The sequence below is a fragment of the Streptomyces sp. ISL-11 genome, from assembly GCF_018614525.1.
Lineage (GTDB): Bacteria > Actinomycetota > Actinomycetes > Streptomycetales > Streptomycetaceae > Streptomyces.
On record NZ_JAGGOL010000092.1, the window covers coordinates 1 to 14459 of the forward strand.

The following is a 14459-nucleotide window of genomic DNA, read 5'->3' on the forward strand; positions in this document are numbered from 1 at the left end:
GCGAAATCAAGGACTGACACCCTCACGTCACCCTTCCGTGGGCCCCGGCCGGATCACTCCGGCCGGGGCCCACGGCGTGTGCGGGGCCGTGGGATCCGGCCGCCTGCCGCCCGCCCGCCACGTCACGCCCGCCCCGCCTGGCATCCTTGGGGCGCGGGACGAAGGCCGCCGCTGGCGGCCACTGAGCGGGAGGACGGACGGAATGGCGACCGATACGGCGCAGACGTCACCACGGCCCATGCGCGCCGACGCACGGCGCAACTACGAGCGGCTGCTCACCGAGGCCCGTACCGCCTTCACCGCACACGGCACGGACGCCTCCCTGGAGGACATCGCCCGCCGCGCGGGGGTGGGCATCGGAACGCTCTACCGCCACTTCCCCAACCGCACGGCGCTGATGAGCGCCGTCTTCCAGGGCGAGCTCGACGGACTCCTCACTCGTTCGCGTGAGCTGCTGGCCTCGCCCGAGCCGTGCCGGGCCCTCGTGGACTGGCTGCGGGCCATCGTGGCCCATGCCAGTACCTACCGAGGGCTCTCACGGGCCCTGATGGCCGCGCAGACCGACGAGGCGTCGGCGCTGTCGCGGTGCAGCATGCCGCTGCGGGACGCGGGCAGCAGGCTGCTCGCCCGCGCCCAGACGGCCGGCGCGGTACGGGAGGACGTGGACATCGTGGATCTGATGCAGCTGACCAACGCCATTTCGCTGGCGGCGGAGCAGTCGCCGGACGATCCCGGACTGGCCGACCGGCTCCTGCTCCTGACCCTCAGCGGCCTGAAGACGGTGACCTCACACCCCGGGAGCGCCTGAGGTCACCGGGAATCACCGCCTCCTGGGGGCGAGGTCGGCCACCCGCGCCGACGAACCGTCGCCCAGGGACACCGCACTGCGGAGCTGGGGCCCCGGCTGGCCTCCCTGACCGGGCCCGGGAGGCTGACCCGGCCCCATGGGATGCGTACGGCGCTGACCGGGCAGCGGCGGGACGTCCCGGCGCCGCGAGGGCGGCCCGGCCTCCCCGCCGCCCGGGACGCCCGTCGGCCCCGAGCCCGACCCCGCGCCGGGCCCGGCGACCGAGATGTGAACGCCCTGGTCGGCCAGGGCCTGGAGCTCCGTGGCGGCACGGCCCTCGTGCGCGGGAGGCTCGTCCGTCACCAGCCGGGTGATCACGTCGGTCGGCACCGTCTGGAACATGGTGTCGGTGCCCAGCTTCGTGTGGTCGGCCAGCACCACCACCTCGGCGGCGGCCTGCACCAGCGCCCGGTCCACGCTCGCCGAGAGCATGTTGGACGTGGACAGGCCGCGCTCGGCCGTCAGCCCGCTCCCGGACAGGAACGCTCTCGTCACCCGCAGCCCTTGCAGGGACTGCTCGGCCCCGCTGCCCACCAGGGCGTAGTTGGAACCGCGCAGGGTGCCGCCGGTCATGACGACCTCGACCCGGTTGGCGTGCGCCAGGGCCTGCGCGACGAGCAGGGAGTTGGTGACCACGGTCAGGCCGGGTACGCGCGCGAGCCGGCGGGCCAGCTCCTGCGTGGTCGTACCGGCGCCGACGACGACGGCCTCGCCCTCTTCGACGAAGCTCGCCGCGAGATCGGCGATGGCCGTCTTCTCCGCGGTCGCTAGATGGGATTTCTGCGGGAAGCCGGACTCCCTGGTGAAACCGCCCGGCAGCACCGCACCGCCGTGCCGGCGGTCGAGCAGTCCTTCGGCCTCCAGCGCCCGCACGTCACGCCGCACGGTCACTTCGGAGGTCTGGACGACGCGGGCGAGCTCACGGAGCGAAACCGCTCCGTTGGCCCGCACCATTTCGAGGATCAATTGACGACGTTCTGCAGCGAACACGAAACCGACAGTAACGCCAACGACCATCCGTTTTCAGCAGCTTGCAGCAATTAACGGAAGTTGTCCGCTACTGAACGCAAGAGGTGGTATAGAGGCACTCCCGCGAACACCCTGCGTGACTACGCCTCGTGCTGCCCCTGCTGCGTCTTGCGGGTGTGCAACTGCCGCGCCACCTCGGCGAGGGAGCCGGACAGCGAGGGGTAGACGGTGAAGGCGTTGGCGATCTGCTCCACGGTCAGGTTGTTGTCGACCGCGATGGAGATGGGGTGGATCAGCTCGCTGGCCCGCGGCGCGACCACGACACCGCCGACCACGATGCCCGTGCCGGGGCGGCAGAACATCTTGACGAAGCCGTCCCGGATGCCCTGCATCTTCGCGCGCGGATTGCGCAGCAACGGCAGCTTCACCATGCGGGCGTCTATCTTCCCGCTGTCGACGTCGGCCTGGGTGTACCCGACTGTCGCAATCTCCGGATCCGTAAATACGTTCGCCGATACAGCCTTGAGGTTCAGCGGGGCCACCGCGTCACCCAGGAAGTGGTACATCGCGATCCGGCCCTGCATCGCCGCGACGGACGCCAGCGCCAGGACACCGGTGCAGTCTCCGGCGGCGTAGACGCCCGGAGCGCTGGTCCGCGACACCCGGTCGGTCCAGATGTGCCCGGACTCCTTCATCCGGACGCCGGACTCCTCCAGGCCGATCCCCGCCGTGTTGGGGATGGATCCGACGGCCATCAGGCAGTGCGTGCCCGTGATCACCCGGCCGTCGGCCAGCGTCACCTCGACCCGGTCCCCCACGCGCTTGGCGGACTCCGCCCGCGAGCGCGCCATGACGTTCATGCCGCGCCGCCGGAAGACGTCCTCCAGGACGGCCGCGGCGTCGGGGTCCTCACCGGGCAGCACCCGGTCGCGCGAGGAGACCAGGGTCACCTTGGAGCCCAGCGCCTGGTACGCGCCGGCGAACTCGGCACCGGTCACACCGGAGCCGACCACGATGAGCTCCTCGGGGAGCTCGTCGAGGTCGTAGACCTGCGTCCAGTTGAGGATCCGCTCGCCGTCCGGCAGGGCGTCCGGGATCTCCCGCGGGTGCGCGCCCGTGGCGATCAGCACCGCGTCCGCGACGAGCGTCTCCTCGGTGCCGTCGACGGCCTTGACGACGACCTTGCGCGAGCCGTCCGGAGCCTGGTGCGGCTCCAGCCGTCCGCGGCCCCGCAGCACGCGTCCGCCCGCCCGGGTGACGGACGCCGTGATGTCGTGCGACTGGGCCAGCGCGAGGCGCTTGACCCGTCGGTTGACCTTGCCCAGGTCGACGCCCACCACGCGCGCCGCCTGCTCCAGATGCGGCGTGTCGTCGGCGACGATGATCCCCAGCTCCTCGTACGAGGAGTCGAAGGTCGTCATCACCTCGGCCGTCGCGATGAGTGTCTTTGAGGGCACGCAGTCGGTGAGCACCGACGCCCCGCCCAGACCGTCGCAATCGACGACGGTCACCTCCGCGCCGAGCTGCGCGGCGACGAGCGCCGCCTCATAGCCGCCGGGTCCGCCACCGATGATCACGATCCGAGTCACGTACTCCATTGTCCCGCACCCATCAAAGCGACTTCTCCCGGGGCCTCCCTCGGGACATACGTACCTCAATACGTACGTCCATCCGTGCGAGGACCGGCAGGAGGTTCCGGACGAACCTCCCTTCGAGCCTGCCATCCCAAATGCCGTTCCGCCTCACTCCCGTACCCTCGGAGCCATGTCGCTCTACGCCGCGTACGCCGGCAACCTCGACGCGCGGCTGATGTCCCGCCGCGCACCGCACTCGCCCCTGCGCGGCACGGGCTGGCTCGCCGACTGGCGACTGACGTTCGGCGGCGAGCAGCTGGGCTGGGAGGGGGCGCTGGCCACGGTCGTCGAGGCGCCGCGCTCCCAGGTCTTCGTCGCGCTCTACGACATCGCTCCGATGGACGAGGACTCGATGGACCGTTGGGAGGGTGTCGGCCTCGACATCTACCGCCGGATGAGAGTGCGCGTGCACACCCTGGACGGCGAGGAGCCCGCCTGGGTCTACGTGCTCAACGGCTACGAGGGCGGCCTGCCCTCCGCGCGCTACCTGGGCGAGATCGCCGACGCGGCCGAATCGGCGGGCGCGCCGCACGACTATGTGATGGAACTGCGCAAGCGGCCCTGCTGATGTTCCGGCCCGGCGGCGCGCCGATGACGAATCGGTCTCGTCACATGCCACAAAGCAACAATCGGAACACCGTGACCAGCGACATCTACGCGCGTAGGCGAAGAGCGGCTACCCTCGTCCGCGTGAACGCATCAGTTACTCCGGACATCCAGGCCGACCCGTACGCCGCGGCCGACACCGCCGCCGCCCGTCTGCGTGAGCTCACCGGCGCGGAGACCCACGACGTCGCCCTGGTCATGGGCTCCGGCTGGGTACCCGCCACCGAAGCTCTCGGCACCCCCGAGATCGAGTTCCCGGTCACCGAGCTCCCCGGCTTCCCGCCGCCGGCCGTCGCCGGCCACGCGGGCACCATCCGCTCGTACAAGGTCAACGACAAGCGCGTGCTCGTCTTCCTCGGCCGCACCCACTACTACGAGGGCCGCGGCGTCGCCGCCGTCGCCCACGGCGTCCGTACGGCGGTGGCCGCGGGCGTCAAGACCGTCGTCCTGACCAACGGCTGCGGCGGCCTCCGCGCGGGCATGCGCCCCGGCCAGCCGGTGCTGATCAGCGACCACATCAACCTCACGGCGACCTCGCCGATCGTCGGCGCGAACTTCGTCGACCTCACCGACCTGTACTCCCCCCGCCTGCGCGCCCTGTGCCAGGAGGTGGACCCGACCCTCGAAGAGGGCGTGTACGTCCAGTTCCCCGGCCCGCACTACGAGACCCCGGCGGAGATCAAGATGATCCGCACGCTCGGTGCGGACCTGGTCGGCATGTCGACCACGCTGGAGGCCATCGCGGCCCGCGAGGCGGGTGCGGAGGTCCTCGGCATCTCCCTGGTCACGAACCTGGCCGCGGGCATGACGGGCGAGCCGCTGAACCACGAAGAGGTCCTGCAGGCCGGCCGCGACTCCGCCACGCAGATGGGCGCGCTCCTGGCTTCGGTCCTCGACCGCATCTGATCGCAGAAGTACCTTTCCGCCCTCGGCGGGAGTAAGGGTGTTTGCAGGGCCGCTGAGCTTCACGCCTCGCAAACACCCTTACGCGTACCCGGCCCGCAGATGTAGGACCGGCGGGAGGGGGCGGGGCGGGGCGGGCCCGGCAAGGGGCGTAAAGCGTGATTTGCGGGCGGGGTTCAGGGCAACGAATGAGCATTGAGCAGCGCCCGTAAATCATGCAGCCCCGTAGGGCCCACCCCGCCCCGCCCCCGACCCACGACGCGCCCGCACCCCCCGAACCACAGCACCCGGCACATTTTTCTGACCCCTCCGGAGGAGAACCCGTGGAGCGAGACCTCATCGCGCAAGCCAAGACGTGGCTCGCCGAGGACCCCGATCCCGACACCCGCGAAGAGCTCGCCGCGCTCATCGACGCCGGGAACACCGCCGAGCTGAGCGTCCGCTTCGGCGGCACCCTCCAGTTCGGCACCGCCGGCCTCCGCGGCGAGCTCGGCGCCGGCCCCATGCGCATGAACCGCGCCGTCGTGATCCGCGCCGCCGCCGGTCTCGCCGCGTACCTGAGGAAGCAGGGCCACGCCGGCCGCACGGTCGTCATCGGCTACGACGCCCGTCACAAGAGCGCGGACTTCGCGATCGACACCGCGGCCGTCATGGTCGGCGCGGGCCTGAAGGCCGCGATCCTGCCGAAGCCGCTGCCCACCCCGGTCCTCGCCTTCGCCATCCGCCACCTCGACGCGGTCGCGGGCGTCGAGGTGACCGCGAGCCACAACCCGCCGCGCGACAACGGCTACAAGGTCTACCTGGGCGACGGCTCCCAGATCGTGCCGCCGGCCGACGCGGAGATCGCCGCCGAGATCGCGGCGATCGCGAGCCTGGACGACGTGCCCCGCCCGTCGGCCGGCTGGGAGACGCTCCACGAGACGGTCGTGGAGGCGTACCTGGAGCGTACGGACGCGGTCCTGACCAACGGCTCCCCCCGTGACGTCCGCGTCGTCTACACGCCCATGCACGGCGTCGGCCGCTCCGTGCTGACCGCTGCCTTCGAGCGGGCCGGCTTCCCGGCGCCGACCGTGGTCGCGCAGCAGGCCGAGCCGGACCCGAACTTCCCCACGGTCGCCTTCCCCAACCCGGAGGAGCCGGGCGCGATGGACCTGGCGTTCGCCACGGCCCGCGCGGCCGGGCCGGACATCGTCATCGCCAACGACCCGGACGCCGACCGCTGCGCCGTCGCGGTGCCGGACGCGGACTCCGTCGAGGGCTGGCGCATGCTGCGCGGCGACGAGGTGGGCGCGCTGCTGGCGACGCACCTGGTCCACAAGAAGGCGCAGGGCACGTTCGCGACGACGATCGTCTCGTCGTCGCTGCTGTCGCGGATCGCGGCCGCCGCGCCGGGCGCCGCGTACGAGGAGACGCTGACGGGCTTCAAGTGGCTCGCCCGCGTCGACGGCCTGCGCTACGCGTACGAGGAGGCACTGGGCTACTGCGTCGACCCGGAGGGCGTCCGCGACAAGGACGGCATCACCGCGGCCCTGCTGGTGGCCGAGCTGGCGGCGGAGCTCAAGGAGTCCGGCCGCACGCTGACCGACCTCCTGGACGACCTGGCCGTCGAGCACGGGCTGCACGCCACGGACCAGCTGTCGGTGCGGGTCGAGGACCTGTCGCTGATCTCGGACGCGATGCGGCGCCTGCGCGAGCAGCCGCCGACGGTCCTGGCGGGGCTGCGGGTGACGTCGGCGGAGGACCTGTCCAAGGGTTCCGAGTCGCTGCCGCCGACCGACGGCCTGCGGTACCACCTGGCGGGTGACACGGCCGGGGAGGTCTCCGGCGCCCGTGTCATCGTCCGCCCGAGCGGCACCGAGCCGAAGATCAAGTGCTATCTGGAGGTCGTCGTCCCGGTGGCGTCCGCGATCGCCCTGACGGACGCGCGCGCGAAGGCGACGAACGTCCTCACGGCGATCAAGACGGACCTGTCGCGGGCGGCGGGAATCTAACGAGGTCCACTACCTCGAGCGCCGGGCGGGCCGGAAATCCAGCCCGTCCGGCGTACGGCGTCCGGCGACGGGGCCTCAGGCCGCAACGGCGCCTCAGGCCACCGCGACCAGCACCACCATCAGCACCAGCCCCACCAAGCACGGCACGATCAGCTCGTAGGCCCAGCGCACCACCGGCGCCCCCTGCGCCCCCTCGCGGGACGCGTTCCGCTCCGCGAGCTCCCGCAGGTCCTCGATCGCCTGGTCCGAGGGCGCCCGCAGCGACTCCTCGGCGCCCAGCGCCGTGGCCGCGCTGCCCTCCAGCCCCTCCGCGATGGCCTGGTTACGCCGCCGCGCCGCCGTCTTCCGCCGGCGCAGGGAGACGGGGATGGACCACAGCTGGTACTTCGCGCCGCCCGCGAGCACCTCGCTGGAGTAACCGGCGCGGACCCCGTCCACGCTCGCCCACGGCAGCGTGATCGTACGGAACGGGTTGCGCACCAGCAGCCGGTCCTGGCCCGCCCAGACCGCCGGCCGCAGCGTGAAGGCGATGACCAGCGGCACCACGCACAGCAGCCCGGCGAGCGCCAGCCACGGCGTACGGCCGGCGCCCCGTACCACCGCGTCGCCGCCCAGCCAGGCGGCGAGGCCGAGCAGGAGCACGCCGCTCGCGATGCCGGCGGATGAGCGGTAACACCGGTCGGCGTACGCGGGGTCCGGTGCCTGCGGGGGCGGTGTGGCGGAGGAGTCGTCCGGGCTCGTCATGGGCCGATTGTGCACCACACCCGGACGGGGCCGGCCGCCGCGCGGTGGACGGTTCGCCGCCAGGGGCCCGCGGCCCGCGGTCCGTACGGCCGTGGCCCGCCGCTTCGCCCGCCGCGAGGCCGCCGCCGCGAAGTCGTTATCCAAAGCGGCCGGGCGAGGGGGTGACACGCGCTACGCGCGTAGATATGCTCATCTGGTGACCATGCCCACCACAGTTCCCGCACACGGCAATGACGCCGCGGGGCGGCTGACGGAGCTGGCGGACGTGACCGCCTCCGACAGCGCGCTGCGCCGCTTCCTGCACGGCCTCCCGGGCGTCGACGCGGTCGGGCTGGAAGCCCGCGCCGCCTCGCTCGGCACCCGCTCGATCAAGGCCTCGGCGAAGGCCCGGGCCATCGACCTGGCGATCTCGATGATCGACCTGACCACGCTGGAAGGCGCGGACACCCCGGGCAAGGTCCGGGCGCTCGCCGCGAAGGCCGTCCACCCCGATCCCACCGACCGTACGACACCCACGACCGCCGCGGTCTGCGTCTATCCCGACATGGTGGCGACGGCCAAGGCCGCGCTCGCCGGCTCGGACGTGAAGGTCGCGTCCGTGGCCACCGCGTTCCCGGCCGGCCGTGCCGCGCTGCCGGTCAAGCTGGCGGACACGCGCGACGCGATCGAGGCCGGCGCCGACGAGATCGACATGGTCATCGACCGTGGCGCGTTCCTCGCCGGCCGCTACCTCGACGTCTTCGAGGAGATCCGGGCCGTCAGGGCCGAGTGCGCCGACCGGGCCCGCCTGAAGGTGATCTTCGAGACCGGCGAGCTGTCGACGTACGACAACATCCGCCGCGCCTCCTGGATCGGGATGCTCGCGGGCGCCGACTTCATCAAGACCTCGACCGGCAAGGTCGCGGTCAACGCCACCCCGGCGAACACGCTGCTGATGCTGGAAGCCGTCCGCGACTTCCGCGCGCAGACGGGCGTCCAGGTCGGTGTGAAGCCGGCCGGCGGCATCCGCACCACCAAGGACGCGATCAAGTTCCTGGTCCTGGTCAATGAGACCGTGGGCGAGGAGTGGCTGGACAACACCTGGTTCCGCTTCGGTGCCTCCAGCCTCCTGAACGACCTGCTGATGCAGCGGCAGAAGCTGAGCACCGGGCGCTACTCCGGTCCCGACTACGTGACGGTGGACTGACCGACATGGCATTTGAATACGCACCCGCACCCGAGTCGCGCGCGGTCGTCGACATCGCCCCGTCGTACGGCCTGTTCATCGACGGCGAGTTCACCGACGCCACCGGCGGCAAGGTCTTCAAGACCATCAGCCCCTCCTCCGAGGAGGTGCTCTCCGAGGTCGCGCACGGCTCCGCCGAGGACGTCGACCGCGCGGTGAAGGCCGCTCGCAAGGCGTTCGAGAAGTGGTCCGCGCTGCCGGGCGCCGAGCGCGCCAAGTACCTGTTCCGCATCGCGCGGATCATCCAGGAGCGCTCGCGCGAGCTGGCCGTCCTGGAGACCCTGGACAACGGCAAGCCGATCAAGGAGACCCGCGACGCGGACCTCCCCCTGGTCGCCGCGCACTTCTTCTACTACGCGGGCTGGGCGGACAAGCTCGACCACGCCGGCTACGGCGCCAACCCCCGGCCGCTGGGTGTCGCGGGCCAGGTCATCCCCTGGAACTTCCCGCTGCTGATGCTGGCCTGGAAGATCGCCCCGGCGCTCGCCACCGGCAACACCGTCGTCCTCAAGCCGGCCGAGACCACTCCCCTGTCGGCGCTGTTCTTCGCGGACATCTGCCGCCAGGCCGGCCTGCCCAAGGGCGTCGTCAACATCGTCACCGGTGACGGCACCACGGGTGCCGCGCTCGTCGGTCACGAGGGCGTGAACAAGGTCGCCTTCACCGGCTCCACGGCGGTCGGCAAGGCCATCGCCCGTACGGTCGCCGGGTCGGACAAGAAGCTCACCCTGGAGCTGGGCGGCAAGGGCGCCAACATCGTCTTCGACGACGCGCCCATCGACCAGGCCGTCGAGGGCATCGTCCAGGGCATCTTCTTCAACCAGGGCCAGGTCTGCTGCGCGGGCTCGCGCCTGCTGGTGCAGGAGTCGATCCAGGACGAGCTGCTGGACTCGCTCAAGCGGCGGCTGTCCACGCTGCGCCTGGGCGACCCGCTGGACAAGAACACCGACATCGGCGCGATCAACTCCGCCGAGCAGCTGGCCCGGATCACCGAGCTGGCCGACAGTGGGGTCGCGGAGGGCGCCGAGCGCTGGGCGCCGGCCTGCGAGCTGCCGGAGAACGGTTTCTGGTTCGCGCCGACGCTGTTCACGAACGTCACCCAGGCCCACCGGATCGCCCGCGAGGAGATCTTCGGCCCGGTGCTGTCGGTGCTGTCCTTCCGCACCCCGGCCGAGGCGGTCGCCAAGGCGAACAACTCGCAGTACGGCCTCTCCGCCGGCATCTGGACGGAGAAGGGCTCGCGGATGCTGGCCGTCGCGAGCAAGCTGCGCGCGGGTGTCATCTGGGCCAACACGTTCAACAAGTTCGACCCGACCTCGCCCTTCGGCGGCTTCAAGGAGTCGGGATTCGGCCGCGAGGGCGGCCGCCACGGCCTGGAGGCGTACCTCGCCCCGTCGAACCCGAAGGGTGAGCGTTGATGAGCACCGTTGAGCGCTTGACTGTCTTCAAGACCTACAAGCTGTTCGTCGGGGGCAAGTTCCCCCGGTCCGAGAGCGGGCGGGTGTACGAGGTGACCGACTCCAAGGGCAACTGGCTGGCCAACGCCCCGATGTCCTCGCGCAAGGACGCCCGTGACGCGGTCGTCGCGGCCCGCAAGGCCGTCGGCGGCTGGTCCGGCGCGACCGCGTACAACCGCGGCCAGGTCCTCTACCGCGTCGCCGAGATGCTGGAGGGCCGCCGCGACCAGTTCGTCGCGGAGGTCGCCGACGCGGAGGGCCTGTCGAAGGCCAAGGCCGCCGCCCAGGTGGACGCCGCCATCGACCGCTGGGTCTGGTACGCGGGCTGGACCGACAAGATCGGCCAGATCACCGGCGCGGTCAACCCGGTCGCGGGCCCGTTCTTCAACGTCTCCGCCACCGAGCCGACCGGCGTCGTCGCCGTGCTCGCGCCGCAGGAGTCGTCGTTCCTCGGTCTGGTCTCCGTGATCGCCCCGGCGATCGCGACCGGCAACACCGTCGTCGTGGTGGCCTCCGAGAAGGCCCCGCTGCCGGCGCTGTCGCTGGGCGAGGTGCTGGCCACCTCCGACGTCCCCGGCGGTGTCGTCAACATCCTGTCGGGCCGTACGGCCGAGATCACCCCGTCGCTGGCCGCGCACCAGGACGTCAACGCGATCGACCTCGCGGGCGCCGACGCCGAGCTGGCGAAGGAGCTGGAGATCGCCGCGGCGGACAACCTCAAGCGCGTCCTGCGTCCACAGCCTGTGGACTGGGCCGCGGCTCCCGGCACGGAGCGCATGACGGCCTTCCTGGAGACTCGGACGGTCTGGCACCCCACCGGCTCGCTGGGCGCCGGCGGCTCGTCCTACTGAGCCTCCTCGCGTACGACGACGGCGGCGGTTCCCCTCACCGAGGGGAACCGCCGCCGTCGTCGTACGCGCGCCAGGCCGTGTCCGGCGGATCATGTGAGCGAGCACTGCGGGCCGTGTCGTGCGCACCACCGCTGCGCGGCGGTGTCCTCAAACGCCGGACCGGCTGAAAGCGGCTGAGCCCAGCGAAATCAAGCCCGTCCGGCGTTTGAGGACACGCCCGCAGGGCGCCCGCCGCCGCAGGCGGCGAAGAGAGCCCGCAGCCGGAGATCCGCCGGATACGACCTACCGCCGATCCGGCGCGGCCAAAGTGGCGACCGTGTGCTTCACCGACAGGTCCTTGAGCGAACCGCTCTCCTTGGCCGGCAGGCGGGCCGGCTTGGGCGCGGTCGGGGCCGTCAGGGTCTTGAGCGTGGCCGGCACGGACAGGTCCTTCAGCGAGCCGCTGCCCTTGTCGCCGGGGGAAGTCGCGGCGTGGGCCCGCCCGGTCTCCGGTACGGCCCTGACCGGCGCCTGGCCCTTGGCCGGGGTGCGGGGGGACGGGGCCTCGGCCCGCGGGCCCCTCAGCGCCTCCAGCCGGTCCGTCACCGAGAAGTCCTGCAGTGCGGCGCCCTTGGTGATCGGCTCGGTCAGCACGGAGGTGCTCACCGGCCTGAAGTCGGAGACCTGGGTGCCGACCGAGTTGTCGAAGGGGTCGCTGCCCGTACCGGCGAGCGGGTTCAGGCGCAGTGTCTTCATCGGGGTGAACGCGCCCTCCGACGACGCGCCCAGCGCCGTGTCGAGCCCCTGGGTGGCGGCCGGCAGCGACATCGTGCCCAGCGTGGTCTTCGGGGGGTGCGGCAGGGCGTTCGCGGCCCCGGCGCCGCTTGCGACGACGGCGGCCCCGGCCGACACGGTCAGGCCGAGGCTCATCAGGCCGCGCCGGCCGGCGAGCGAGGAGCGAGCGGGGCGTGCGTGTCGTGCGTGCGAGGCCATGGCCACCTGCCGGGTCGGGAGTCGTGCCGATCGACAACGCACCGTAGTGGAGCCGTGACGCTGGGCGCACCTTCCGACCCGGGGGGATCCCCCATGCGGCCCAATGCCTCACACTGGTGTCCCGTGACTCCCCACTTGACCCCCGCGCGCGTCATCCTGCTCACCGGACCTTCCGGTTCCGGAAAGTCGTCCCTCGCGGCCCGCACCGGGCTGCCGGTGCTCAACCTCGACGACTTCTACAAGGAGGGGACCGACCCGACCCTGCCGGTCCTCGCCGACGGCTCGGGCACCGACTGGGACTCGCCGCTGTCGTGGGACGCCGACGCGGCCCTGCGCGCGATCGACGAGCTGTGCCGTACGGCCCGGACGCACGTGCCGGTGTACGACATCGGCACCAGCTCGCGGACCGGGGAGAGCGCCCTGGACATCGGCCGCACCCCGCTGTTCATCGCGGAGGGCATCTTCGCCGCCGACATCATCGACCGCTGCCGCGACCTCGGCGTCCTCGCCGACGCCCTGTGCCTGCGCGGCCGGCCGGCCACCACCTTCCGCCGCCGGCTGCTGCGCGACCTGCGCGAGGCCCGCAAGCCGGTGCCCACCCTCATCCGCCGGGGCCTGCGGCTGATGCGCTCGGAGCGTGGCATCGTGGCCCGTCAGACGGCGCTCGGCGCCCACGCCTGCGGCAAGGAGGCCGCCATGGGCCGGATCGCCGCCGCGGCCGCCGGGCGGCGCGAGAGCGCACGCGTCTGACCGATCAGGAGGGGAACATGACCACGCTCCACACCTATGAGACGACCGTCACCTGGACGGGGAACCAGGGCAGCGGCACCAGCGGCTACCGCGACTTCAGCCGTGATCACGAGGTGGCCGCCCCCGGGCGGCCGGTCGTCCTCGGCAGCTCCGACCCGGCCTTCCGCGGTGACGCGAGCCGCTGGAATCCCGAACAGCTCCTGCTGGCGGCCATATCGGAGTGCCACCTGCTCTGGTACCTGCACGTGTGCGCGGTGGCCGGCGTCGTCGTGACCGCCTACACCGACGACGCGCGCGGCACGATGCGGGAGACGGCCGACGGCGGGCACTTCACCGAGGCCGTGCTGCGGCCGCGGGTCGAGGTGGAGGCCGCGGACATGACCGGCAAGGCCCTCGCCCTGCACGACGTCGCCCACCGGTCGTGCTTCATCGCCAACTCCGTGAACTTCCCCGTCCGGCACGAGCCGGTCGTCACCGTCCGCGCGGCGTAACATCCCCGGCGCCGGCTCCGGGCGCCGTACACGCCGGAGCGGGCCGGTACAGGCCCCCCGCCTGTCCCGACCCGCTCCATCCCCCCCCCGTGGGCCCCCTGCGCTCCCCCCGAGCGCCCCCCACGGTCCTTCAGGCCACCAGCTCGCCGAACGACTCGCGAACCCCCCGCTCGGAGCCGATGACCTCGTCTTCGCGCAGCCGGCGCAGCGAGCGCCAGATGCTGCTCTTGACCGTGCCGACGCTGATGTCCAGGATCTCGGCGATCTCCGGGTCCGTACGGCCCTCGTAGTAGCGCAGGACGAGCATCGTGCGCTGCAGTTCGGGCAGCCGGGCCAGGGCCTGCCAGAGCACGGCGCGCAGCTCGGTGCCGCGCATCGCGTCCGTCTCGCCCACCGTCTCCGGCAGTTCCTCGGTCGGGTACTCGTTGAGCTTGCGCCGGCGCCAGGCGCTGATGTGCAGATTGGTCATCGTGCGGCGCAGGTATCCGCCGACCGCGGCCTTGTCGGTGATCCGGTCCCAGGCGCGGTAGGTGGAGAACAGCGCGCTCTGCAGCAGGTCCTCCGCCTCGTGCCGGTCACCGGTCAGGTGGTACGCGGTCGCGTACAGGGAGGCCCGGCGCTCCTGGACGTAGGCGGTGAACGCCGCTTCGGCGTCCGCCTTCTCCGTCCGGGACGCGCCCTTGCCCTCCCCCGGGGCCCCCGTGGCCTCCCCGTACGCGATCGCGTCGATCGCCACCATGTACGGCGGCCGTACACGTCCGGTGCCGCGGGCGCACCCCCGCCCGCCCACGGCACCGGACTTCTCCGAGCCCCGCCCGGCGTCGTGCAGGCGCGTGCGAATGACTGCGCTGGTCGTGGTGCTGTGCAGTGTGTTCATCTCGCGCCCCCCGTCGGTCGGAGCCAGCTCGGTCCGTTGGTTCCGGGCCGTTCGCTGCCCGATGACGCAAAGCCTGCCGGGCCAGTTTCATCGCGTTGTCCGCCGACTGTCACAGCCCTGCAACAGGCCGGGGCGCCGGGCG

14 protein-coding genes are annotated in these 14459 nt (G+C 72.1%); 9 read left to right on the plus strand and 5 right to left on the minus strand.

Translation table 11 applies throughout. The annotated features are described in order from the left end of the window. Positions 1–202 precede the first annotated feature (202 nt). Positions 203–808, plus strand: coding sequence for a TetR/AcrR family transcriptional regulator (locus J7E86_RS19460; RefSeq protein ID WP_251019377.1), 606 nt, complete (start codon positions 203–205; stop codon positions 806–808). Positions 809–820: 12 nt separating this feature from the next. Here J7E86_RS19460 and J7E86_RS19465 read toward each other — a convergent pair whose 3' ends face one another. Together J7E86_RS19465 and J7E86_RS19470 are read right to left on the minus strand one after the other, a co-directional pair. Further along, positions 821–1864 (minus strand): DeoR/GlpR family DNA-binding transcription regulator, encoded by a 1044-nt coding sequence (locus J7E86_RS19465; RefSeq protein ID WP_285439728.1) that lies wholly within the window; start codon positions 1862–1864, stop codon positions 821–823. 92 nt (positions 1865–1956) lie between these two features. Beyond that, on the minus strand, positions 1957–3414 hold the full coding sequence (locus J7E86_RS19470) for an NAD(P)H-quinone dehydrogenase (RefSeq protein ID WP_215082981.1): 1458 nt from the start codon (positions 3412–3414) through the stop codon (positions 1957–1959). Positions 3415–3580: 166 nt separating this feature from the next. Here J7E86_RS19470 and J7E86_RS19475 point away from each other — a divergent pair, with 166 nt between their 5' ends. From J7E86_RS19475 to J7E86_RS19485, 3 genes are all read left to right on the plus strand, one after another. Next, a complete protein-coding gene (locus J7E86_RS19475; RefSeq protein WP_116213584.1) occupies positions 3581–4018 on the plus strand; it encodes a gamma-glutamylcyclotransferase in 438 nt (145 codons plus the stop codon). A gap of 122 nt (positions 4019–4140) precedes the next feature. Continuing rightward, positions 4141–4962 (plus strand): purine-nucleoside phosphorylase, encoded by an 822-nt coding sequence (locus tag J7E86_RS19480; protein WP_215082982.1) that lies wholly within the window; start codon positions 4141–4143, stop codon positions 4960–4962. A 320-nt stretch (positions 4963–5282) separates the two neighbouring features. After that, positions 5283–6950 (plus strand): phospho-sugar mutase, encoded by a 1668-nt coding sequence (locus tag J7E86_RS19485; RefSeq protein WP_308312646.1) that lies wholly within the window; start codon positions 5283–5285, stop codon positions 6948–6950. Between the two features lie 93 nt (positions 6951–7043). Here J7E86_RS19485 and J7E86_RS19490 read toward each other — a convergent pair whose 3' ends face one another. Then, positions 7044–7694, minus strand: coding sequence for a PH domain-containing protein (locus J7E86_RS19490; protein ID WP_215082984.1), 651 nt, complete (start codon positions 7692–7694; stop codon positions 7044–7046). Positions 7695–7896: 202 nt separating this feature from the next. Between J7E86_RS19490 and deoC the strand changes: the two genes are divergently transcribed. Genes deoC through J7E86_RS19505 form a run of 3 tightly spaced genes read left to right on the plus strand, consistent with a single transcriptional unit; the run spans position 7897 to position 11227 of the window. Then, positions 7897–8880, plus strand: a complete 984-nt coding sequence (gene deoC / locus J7E86_RS19495) for a deoxyribose-phosphate aldolase (protein ID WP_215083013.1) — start codon at positions 7897–7899, stop codon at positions 8878–8880. A gap of 5 nt (positions 8881–8885) precedes the next feature. Continuing rightward, on the plus strand, positions 8886–10337 hold the full coding sequence (locus tag J7E86_RS19500; protein WP_215082985.1) for an aldehyde dehydrogenase family protein: 1452 nt from the start codon (positions 8886–8888) through the stop codon (positions 10335–10337). Beyond that, complete coding sequence (locus tag J7E86_RS19505; RefSeq protein WP_215082986.1) at positions 10337–11227, plus strand: aldehyde dehydrogenase family protein; 891 nt, start codon at positions 10337–10339, stop codon at positions 11225–11227. The genes J7E86_RS19500 and J7E86_RS19505 overlap by 1 nt, the downstream gene beginning before the upstream one ends. Before the next feature lie 282 nt (positions 11228–11509). Here J7E86_RS19505 and J7E86_RS31195 read toward each other — a convergent pair whose 3' ends face one another. Next, complete coding sequence (locus tag J7E86_RS31195; RefSeq protein WP_251019379.1) at positions 11510–12199, minus strand: hypothetical protein; 690 nt, start codon at positions 12197–12199, stop codon at positions 11510–11512. Positions 12200–12292: 93 nt separating this feature from the next. Here J7E86_RS31195 and J7E86_RS19515 point away from each other — a divergent pair, with 93 nt between their 5' ends. Continuing rightward, positions 12293–12949, plus strand: a complete 657-nt coding sequence (locus J7E86_RS19515) for a uridine kinase (protein WP_215082987.1) — start codon at positions 12293–12295, stop codon at positions 12947–12949. Between the two features lie 17 nt (positions 12950–12966). After that, positions 12967–13440 (plus strand): OsmC family protein, encoded by a 474-nt coding sequence (locus J7E86_RS19520; RefSeq protein WP_215082988.1) that lies wholly within the window; start codon positions 12967–12969, stop codon positions 13438–13440. 130 nt (positions 13441–13570) lie between these two features. Here the strand turns inward: J7E86_RS19520 and J7E86_RS19525 are convergent, their stop codons facing one another. Next, positions 13571–14317: a SigE family RNA polymerase sigma factor gene (locus J7E86_RS19525; RefSeq protein ID WP_215082989.1), complete on the minus strand. Its 747-nt coding sequence runs from the start codon at positions 14315–14317 to the stop codon at positions 13571–13573. Positions 14318–14459 lie beyond the last annotated feature (142 nt).

What these genes read in the sequence shown, in the direction of transcription:
- J7E86_RS19490 (WP_215082984.1), bottom strand. Translation starts at nt 7,694, where the DNA reads ATGACGAGCCCGGACGACTCCTCCGCCACACCGCCCCCGCAGGCACCG.
- J7E86_RS19525 (WP_215082989.1), bottom strand. Translation starts at nt 14,317, where the DNA reads ATGAACACACTGCACAGCACCACGACCAGCGCAGTCATTCGCACGCGC.
- J7E86_RS19465 (WP_285439728.1), bottom strand. Translation starts at nt 1,864, where the DNA reads ATGGTCGTTGGCGTTACTGTCGGTTTCGTGTTCGCTGCAGAACGTCGT.
- J7E86_RS31195 (WP_251019379.1), bottom strand. Translation starts at nt 12,199, where the DNA reads ATGGCCTCGCACGCACGACACGCACGCCCCGCTCGCTCCTCGCTCGCC.
- J7E86_RS19520 (WP_215082988.1), top strand. Translation starts at nt 12,967, where the DNA reads ATGACCACGCTCCACACCTATGAGACGACCGTCACCTGGACGGGGAAC.
- J7E86_RS19470 (WP_215082981.1), bottom strand. Translation starts at nt 3,414, where the DNA reads ATGGAGTACGTGACTCGGATCGTGATCATCGGTGGCGGACCCGGCGGC.
- J7E86_RS19515 (WP_215082987.1), top strand. Translation starts at nt 12,293, where the DNA reads ATGCGGCCCAATGCCTCACACTGGTGTCCCGTGACTCCCCACTTGACC.
- J7E86_RS19505 (WP_215082986.1), top strand. Translation starts at nt 10,337, where the DNA reads ATGAGCACCGTTGAGCGCTTGACTGTCTTCAAGACCTACAAGCTGTTC.
- J7E86_RS19460 (WP_251019377.1), top strand. Translation starts at nt 203, where the DNA reads ATGGCGACCGATACGGCGCAGACGTCACCACGGCCCATGCGCGCCGAC.
- deoC (WP_215083013.1), top strand. Translation starts at nt 7,897, where the DNA reads ATGCCCACCACAGTTCCCGCACACGGCAATGACGCCGCGGGGCGGCTG.
- J7E86_RS19475 (WP_116213584.1), top strand. Translation starts at nt 3,581, where the DNA reads ATGTCGCTCTACGCCGCGTACGCCGGCAACCTCGACGCGCGGCTGATG.
- J7E86_RS19500 (WP_215082985.1), top strand. Translation starts at nt 8,886, where the DNA reads ATGGCATTTGAATACGCACCCGCACCCGAGTCGCGCGCGGTCGTCGAC.